Below are 7,603 nucleotides of genomic sequence, written 5' to 3' on the forward strand. Positions count from 1 at the left end.
GATCAGATCGTCNCGGGTGATCAGCGTCGGCTGCAGCAGAACCGAACGGCCCGGATCCTGGCCGGCGATCGCGAGCGAAACGGCGCGAACGGAGACTTCGCCGACGACGGCGGCATTGGTGGCTGCGGTTGCAACCCAGGCGCTGTCAGGCTCGGTGATGAGCTGTATGTCGGCGGTCGAGATGTCGACCCCGTAGATCTTGACCTTGGAAGAAAGGCCCAGTTCGTCGACCGCAAGCTTCACGCCCTTGGCGAATTCGTCCCAGGGGGTGAAGATGACGGAGATATCCGGATTGGCGGTCAGCACGGCCTTGGTTTGATCAGCGACGGAAGCTGGCACCGTGTCGTTGACCACGCCCCAGACGGCCTTTTCCGTCAGCTTGTGCTTGGCGACGAAGTCTTTCCAGACGGCATAGCGGCGGTCGAGCGGTGCAAAGCCTGCGACATAGACCGCACCGGCGACAAAGCCATCGCCCTTGTCCTTGATCGCCTGTTCGAGCACGAGACGGGCCATGTCGGCATCGCTTTGCTCGATCTGCGGGATCTGCGGGTTGTCGAGATTGACGTCATAGGCGACGACCTTGATACCGGCGTCCAGTGCCTTCTGGGCGACGTCCTGGAGCACTTCCGGGCGGCCGTTGTTGATAATGATGCCGTCGACGCCGAGGTTGATCGCCTGTTCGACGAGGCTGCGCTGCGTGTCGTTGTCGTTGCGGGCCTGGGAAATGGTCAGGTTGACGCCGAGCGCATCGGCCTGACGCTTCACGCCGGCCTCGAAGGCTTGCAGCCAGTCGCCACCGCCGAGGAAGCTGACGACGGCGATATCGACGGTCTCCTTGTCGAATGGTGCCGGTGCCCCGGCGATGCCGGCGGCCGAGGCCGGAGCGGCTGCCAGCAGCGATCCGGCGAGGATCGCGGATGTGATGGTCTTGAATGTCTTGAGCATGAGAGATCCCCTTGTTCGACAAATATGTCTGGCGGTTAGAGCGTCAGGCGCGGGTGCGGCTCACCCCATAGGTGAGGGCAAGTGCGCCGACGAGCACGGCGCCCTTGACGAAATCTTGAGTGTAGTAGGGCGCGTTGAGCATGGTGAGCCCGTTCAACAACACCCCGACGAAGACGGCGCCGATGACTGTTCCCAGCACGTTCGGGCGACGCAGACCAAGTACGGCAAAGCCGATCAGCGAGGCCGCGACCGAATCCATCAAAAGCGATGCACCGGAGGACACGTCGCCGCGACCGACACGGGCGGCGACGATGATGCCGCCAAGCGCCGCCAGCGTCCCCGAGAGCACATAGGCATAGGTCTTGATGCGTGCGGTGTTCGTGCCGGCCAGCCGCGCCGCTACCTCGTTGCCACCCGTCGCATAGAGCAAGCGGCCGATGCGGGTGCGTTCAGTGAGCACGAAGAGCGCCAGCGCCACGGAAATCATCAGGATGACCGGCACGGGGATCAAGCCGAACAGGCTTGACCGGCCGATCAGCAGGAAGTTCGGATCGACTTTGCCGGCGGCCGTCGTGCCATCGGGCAGGATGAGGCCGACGGAGATCGAACGGCCGGCGGTCGGGATCAGTTGCAGGCCGGTCAGAAGGAACATGACGGCGAGCGTCGCCAGAAGGTCCGGCACCTTCAGTCTGACGATCAAAAAGGCATTGATCGCGCCAACCAGCGCGCCGAAGGCGAGCACGAGAATGACCGTCTCAAGCGCGTTGAAGCCCAGCACGATCATCGCGTAACTCGCCGCCATGACGCTGGATGCGGCAACAGCGCCGACCGAGAGGTCGAAGCCGCCGATCGCGAGCGTCACCGTCACGCCGGCACCAATGATCGCGACGACCGCGACGGCCTGCAGTATGCTCATCAGGTTGTTGATGTTGATGAAGGCAGGCTGCGCGATGCTGAAAAGCACAACCAGGCCGGCCAGCAGGATGAAAACAGCGCCCCGGCGAATGGTCTCCCGCAGGAGTTCGGACGTTGCGGGCGTCTGGGCGTGGGACTTGGAGCTTTCGGGGACCGTCGTCATGCGGAGAGGCTTTCGAGGGAGGAGGAATGCGCAGCGCCGCTCTCAGCCGGGCGGAGCGTGTGGTGATCAATGACAAAGACCCGGTCTGCCACTTCATAGGCCTCTTCAGGGTCGGAGGTCGCGATCAGCGTCGCACGGGAGCGATGGCTGCGAATGGTGGCGATGATGTCCTGGCGGGCGCCGACATCGACCCCTTGGAACGGTTCATCGAGCAGCAGGAGAAGCCCGGGTTCGACTTCCCAGCGGGCAAGCACCGTCTTCTGCTGGTTGCCGCCCGAGAGCGACCAGATGGAGGCGTCGGGACCGGCTGCCTTGATGCCGAGGCGGTCGATGGCCTCAAGTGCTTCGTTCCGCTCTCGGCCGGAGAGCAGCAGATTCCAGGGATACCATTTCGGCAGATGCGGCAGGCTGATCGTCGCTTCGATAGTTTCGCCCGGCCAGTCTTTGGGGATCAGCGACGAGCGGTGACGGTCTTCGGCCGCAAGCGCCACGCCACGGGCAATCGCATCAGCGGGATTCGCCGGCCGATAGGGCGCGCCCTCCAGAGTTACTTCCCCTGAAGACAGACGACCAACCCCGAAGAGAGCCGAGAGCAGGCGGCTCTTGCCTGCGCCCAGGACCCCGGTAACCGCGACGACTTCGCCGGCATGCACCATCAAGTCGAAGGGCACGCTGTCGTGCAGCAGCCGCACGGAGCGCAATTCGAGGATCGGCTTGCCGAAGTCGTCGCGGCGGGTTGGCCGCGCAAGGGCGAGAGAGCGGCCAATCATCGTTTCGATCGCGGCATTGAAATCGACCGGCCTCCGGAACGAGCCGGCATTGCGACCGCCGCGCAGAACCTCGACCCGATCGGCGATAGCCGCCAGATCCGCCGTACGATGGGAGATGTAGAGGATGGCGAGACCGCGTGCTTTCAGTCCAAGCAGGATCTCGTAAAGCCGCTTCGATTCTTGAGCAGACAGGCTCGCGGTCGGTTCATCGAGGATCAAGAGCTCGGCCTTGTCGGCGAGGGCCCTCGCAATAGCGACGAGCTGCCGTTCCGCCGCACCGAGATCTGCAAAGTCCCGGTCGAGTGGAAGGTTGAAGCCGGCCTTGTCGAGAATTTTCCGGGCGGCATTCCGCACGAAGCTGCGGGACAGGAAGAAGGGGCTTCGGCCGTCCACATAGCGGTTGAGAAGCAGCGCATCAGCCACGCTGAGGCCGGGTATGCCGACCACGTCCGTCGACTGGTGGACGGTTACGACACCCGCCGCCGTTGCTGCCGCCGGTGTCTGCGGCGCAAAGGCTGCGCCGCGAAGTGTGATGTTGCCGGCATTCGCCTGATCGACCCCGGACAGGATCTTGACCAGTGTCGATTTGCCAGCCCCATTCGCGCCCATGAGGGCGACAATCTCGCCCGCCTCGATCTCCAATGACGCGCCGATGAGCGCCCTCGTTGAACCGAATGTCCGGGAAATGTTGCAGGCTTGGAGCAGTGGCATGTGTCTGTACCGAGTTTCTGCTTGTTTCCTAAACCCTTCCCAAAGTCGAACAAGGATCGAAATCCTATTTTACATATTGTCCATAGAATATATTTTTAAATGGATCTCGCGGCCGTGGCTCGTTTGCGGCAAGAGTGATGGATCCGATCCGTGTCGAGTGGGCGAAATCTCCTGGCGATAGCGACGAACTTAGAAAACAAATCCGCACGATCCCTGAAATCCGAAAATCATAAGTCTATAAACTCGATAGAAATAGCCAGATAATGAAATCCGGTTCAACACTCCCACGGGATCTGTCATGTACAAACTCTATCGCCTCACCGCCGCAACCGCTTTCTCTGCCCTTGGGCTTGTTCCCTCAGCATTCGCAGAGGGCCTGCCGGGTGCGCCGGCCCCTTTCGACAAGGGCGGCGTAAAGCTTGCATTGATAAGCTACATCTCGGCAGGAGACTTCTTCCAGGCCTACCAGGCGGGTGCTGAGGCGCAGGCGAAGGCTCTCGGCGTCGATCTCCGGGTGTTCCCGGGTCGCCAGGATGCCGCCGAACAGCGCGAACAGATCCTTCAGGCGATCAATCTCGGAGTGCAGGGCATTGTCGTTGACCACGGCCTACCGGAATCCCTGACCGACGTGGTGCAGCAGGCGCTCGACAAGGGCATCAAGGTTGTCGCCTTCGACGTCAATCTCGACAATCCGAAGATCCCGCAGATCGAACAGTCGGACCACAAGCTTGCCGAGATTGCGCTCAAGCAGGCGATCAAGGACAATGGCTCCAGCTTCAACGCCGGCTATGTCTATGTCGCAGGTTTTGCGCCGCTCGATCGCCGCAACGAGATCTGGGACAAGGTGAAGGCCGCCAATCCGGGCATCGTCGAAAAAGCCCGCTTCGGCAATGTCAGCGACACGACCGCGACCAGCACGGCAGACCAAGCCAAGGCCGTGTTCCAGGCCAATCCCGACATTTCCGTCGTTTTCGCGCCTTATGACGAATTTGCCCGTGGGGTGAAGCTAGCCGCCGCCGATCTCGGGATCTCCAGCAAGCTGAAGATCTATTCGGCAGACATCTCGACCGCCGACATCCAGGAAATTGTCGAGGAAGGTAGCCCCTGGGTGGCAACCGCGGCGACCAATCCGGCCGTCGTCGGTGCCGTCTCGATCCGCGCGGCAGCCCTGCAGATCGCGGGCGAAACCGTGCCGCAGAAAATTGTGGTCGATCCGGTTCTCGTCACCCAGCTTCAGCTCCGCGACGCAGGCGTTACCACGATCGAGGAACTTGCCAAGAAGATCCCGACCTTCTCCACCAGCGCGGCGGCAACCGCATCATGGATTCCGGCTGCCGCCTTTTGAGCCAATCCTCCCAAGCAAGCTCGGCGCAGCAGCTGGGCGGAGATCAACAAGGATCTCCGCCCAGCATTCTTTGAGTCATCTGGTATATACGCCTCAGTAAGCGGAGGCTTTGGAACATGCCGTCGAAGGCCGCTTAAATTGGTCGCCTACGTTTTCTGGGTCCGTTATTTTGCATTTGACTAGACCATCCAAAAGGAGGATTTCCAATGACACTGCGTATCAATCAGACCGCGCCTGACTTCACCGCCGACACCACCCAGGGATCGATCAGCTTCCATGACTGGATCGGTGACAGCTGGGCGGTTCTCTTCTCGCATCCGAAGAATTTCACCCCGGTCTGCACCACCGAGCTCGGAGCGATGGCCGGGCTCGACGGCGAGTTCCGCAAGCGCAATGTCAAGGTCATCGGCATCTCGGTTGATCCGGTCGACAGCCATGTGAAATGGAAGCAGGACATCAAGACGGCGACCGGCTTCGACGTCGCCTATCCGCTGATCGGCGACAAGGATCTCAAGGTCGCCAAGCTCTACGACATGCTGCCCGACGATGCCGGTGACAGCTCGGAAGGCCGCACGCCTGCCGACAATGCGACTGTTCGCTCGGTCTATGTCATCGGCCCGGACAAGAAGATCAAGCTGATCCTCACCTATCCGATGACCACCGGTCGCAACTTCGAGGAGATCCTGCGCACCATCGATTCGATCCAGCTGACGGCCAAGCACCAGGTGGCGACGCCGGCAAACTGGAAGCAGGGCGAAGACGTGATCATCACGGCTGCCGTTTCCAATGAGGATGCGATTACCCGTTTCGGGTCGTTCGAGACGGTGCTGCCTTATCTTCGTAAAACCCGGCAGCCTGTTGCCTGAAAGGCTTTCGCGGGATGCCGGACGGACCGGCATCCCGTCTCTGGCACCGATGTCTCCGACCTCAGGCCTGTCGGCAGCATGTTTATTCCAAGCCCCGCATCAAAATTAGAATGCCGCTTCTTCATAAAATTAATGGAATTTATAGATTGAATTCCATCAACTCGATGGAGAAACCTATGAAGTCCCTTTTTGGAATTGCACTGGGCGCGGCACTGTCCGTCGTCACCCTTGGCCAGGCGATCGCTGCCGATCTCTCAGAGATCCGGATCGACTGGGCCACCTACAATCCGGTCAGTCTTATCCTCAAGAATGACGGAATTCTCGAGAAGGAATTCGAGAAGGACGGCATCAAGGTCACCTGGGTCCAATCCGCCGGATCCAACAAGGCTCTTGAATTTCTGAACGCCTCCTCGCTGGACTTCGGCTCGACCGCCGGCGCTGCAGGCCTGATCGGCAAGGTCAACGGCAATCCGATCAAGTCGATTTATGTCTACTCCCGCCCGGAATGGACCGCGCTTGTGACGCGCAAGGATACCGGCATCACAAAGGTCGAGGATCTGAAGGGCAAGTCGATCGCGGTCACCCGCGGTACCGATCCACACATCTTCCTCGTTCGGGCGCTTGCCGAGGTCGGTCTCACCGAGAAGGATGTCACGCTCGTTCTTCTGCAGCACGCCGACGGCAAGCTCGCCTTGCAGCGTGGCGACGTCGACGCCTGGGCAGGTCTCGATCCGATCATGGCATCGGCCGAAGTGGAGAACGGCGACGTTCTTTTCCATCGCAAGCCTGAAAACAATAGCTGGGGTATCCTGAACGTTCGCGAAGAGTTTGCGAAGGAGCACCCTGAGATCGTTTCGCGTGTCATCGCGGCCTATGAAGAGGCGCGCAAGAAGGCGATTGCAGAGCCTGACGTCCTGAAGGCTGCCTTGGTCGAGGTGACCAAATTGCCGGATACCGTCATCGCTCGTCAGCTCGAGCGCACGGACCTCTCTCATTCGAAGATCGGCGACGATCAGCGGGTCACGATTGAGGCTGCGGGTCTCGCTTTACAGCAGGCCGGTGTCCTCAAGCCTGAGGTCGAGGTGAAGGCCGTCGTCGGTGATCTGATCGATCCGTCCTTTGGTGCCGCCCTCGGCCAGTAAGGCAATTGTATGGAGAAGGCTGATGGCAGTGCTTGAAACAGTAGCGCGGCAGCCGGACAGGCAGGAGATCGAGAGGCGGCCCGTCCGCCTCTCGATCTTCGAGCGTTCGGCCGTCGGCTTCCTCTTCCCGGTCGCATTGCTCGTGATCTGGGAGGCACTCATCCGGCTAGGGATGATTGAAGGGCGTCTGATGCCGGCGCCGTCGCGCATCTTCGAGACGGTCTATGAACTCGCGATTGCCGGCGAGCTGGCCGGACACATCGGGATTACGCTTTGGCGCGTGCTGGTCGGTTTCTTCACCGGTGCAATGGTGGGCACAGTGCTTGGCGCACTGACCGGTTATTCCGGCTTCCTGCGCCGGGTTCTCGATCCGACGCTGCAGGCTCTACGCGCGATCCCGTCGATTGCCTGGGTTCCGCTATTCATCCTTTGGTTCGGCATTTTCGAGGCGTCGAAAATCGCCCTGATTGCCGTCGGGGTATTCTTTCCAGTCTACCTGGGTGTCTATGGGGCAGTGCAGGGGGTCGACCGCAAGATCGTCGAGGTCGGCCGGGTGTTTCGCCTCTCCGGTTCAGACCTTGTGTGTCGTATTTTGCTACCGTCGATCCTGCCGGGTTACGTGCTGGCATTGCGCGCGGGGCTCGGCCTCGGTTGGATGTTCGTCGTCGCAGCGGAATTCATGGGTGCATCACAAGGGCTCGGCTATCTGCTGGTTGACGGCCAACAACTGGGCAAGCCGGACCAGA

7 protein-coding genes are annotated in these 7,603 nt (G+C 60.9%); 4 read left to right on the forward strand and 3 right to left on the reverse strand.

The window, feature by feature from the left end:
* The 3 genes from PDO_RS06420 to PDO_RS06430 form a co-directional block, all read right to left on the reverse strand.
* A partial coding sequence (locus PDO_RS06420) for a substrate-binding domain-containing protein (protein WP_007599421.1) occupies window positions 1–945 on the reverse strand: 945 nt, incomplete at its 3' end.
* Window positions 946–988: 43 nt separating this feature from the next.
* On the reverse strand, window positions 989–2,023 hold the full coding sequence (locus PDO_RS06425) for an ABC transporter permease (protein ID WP_007599423.1): 1,035 nt from the start codon (window positions 2,021–2,023) through the stop codon (window positions 989–991).
* Window positions 2,020–3,504, reverse strand: a complete 1,485-nt coding sequence (locus tag PDO_RS06430; protein WP_007599425.1) for a sugar ABC transporter ATP-binding protein — start codon at window positions 3,502–3,504, stop codon at window positions 2,020–2,022. The genes PDO_RS06425 and PDO_RS06430 overlap by 4 nt, the downstream gene beginning before the upstream one ends.
* Window positions 3,505–3,802: 298 nt before the next feature.
* Here PDO_RS06430 and PDO_RS06435 point away from each other — a divergent pair, with 298 nt between their 5' ends.
* The 4 genes from PDO_RS06435 to PDO_RS06450 form a co-directional block, all read left to right on the forward strand.
* The gene (locus tag PDO_RS06435; protein ID WP_007599427.1) at window positions 3,803–4,849 is read left to right on the forward strand and encodes a substrate-binding domain-containing protein; all 1,047 of its coding nucleotides are present in this window, start codon (window positions 3,803–3,805) and stop codon (window positions 4,847–4,849) included.
* A gap of 206 nt (window positions 4,850–5,055) precedes the next feature.
* The gene (locus PDO_RS06440) at window positions 5,056–5,715 is read left to right on the forward strand and encodes a peroxiredoxin (protein WP_007599429.1); all 660 of its coding nucleotides are present in this window, start codon (window positions 5,056–5,058) and stop codon (window positions 5,713–5,715) included.
* 176 nt (window positions 5,716–5,891) lie between these two features.
* Entirely contained in the window at window positions 5,892–6,857 is a 966-nt protein-coding gene (locus PDO_RS06445) for an aliphatic sulfonate ABC transporter substrate-binding protein (protein WP_007599431.1), read from the forward strand.
* A gap of 22 nt (window positions 6,858–6,879) precedes the next feature.
* On the forward strand, window positions 6,880–7,603 hold a 724-nt coding region (locus PDO_RS06450), incomplete at its 3' end, for an ABC transporter permease (RefSeq protein WP_007599440.1).

Origin of the sequence: Rhizobium sp. PDO1-076 (assembly GCF_000247475.1) — a bacterium.
In the GTDB taxonomy this organism is placed as follows: domain Bacteria; phylum Pseudomonadota; class Alphaproteobacteria; order Rhizobiales; family Rhizobiaceae; genus Allorhizobium.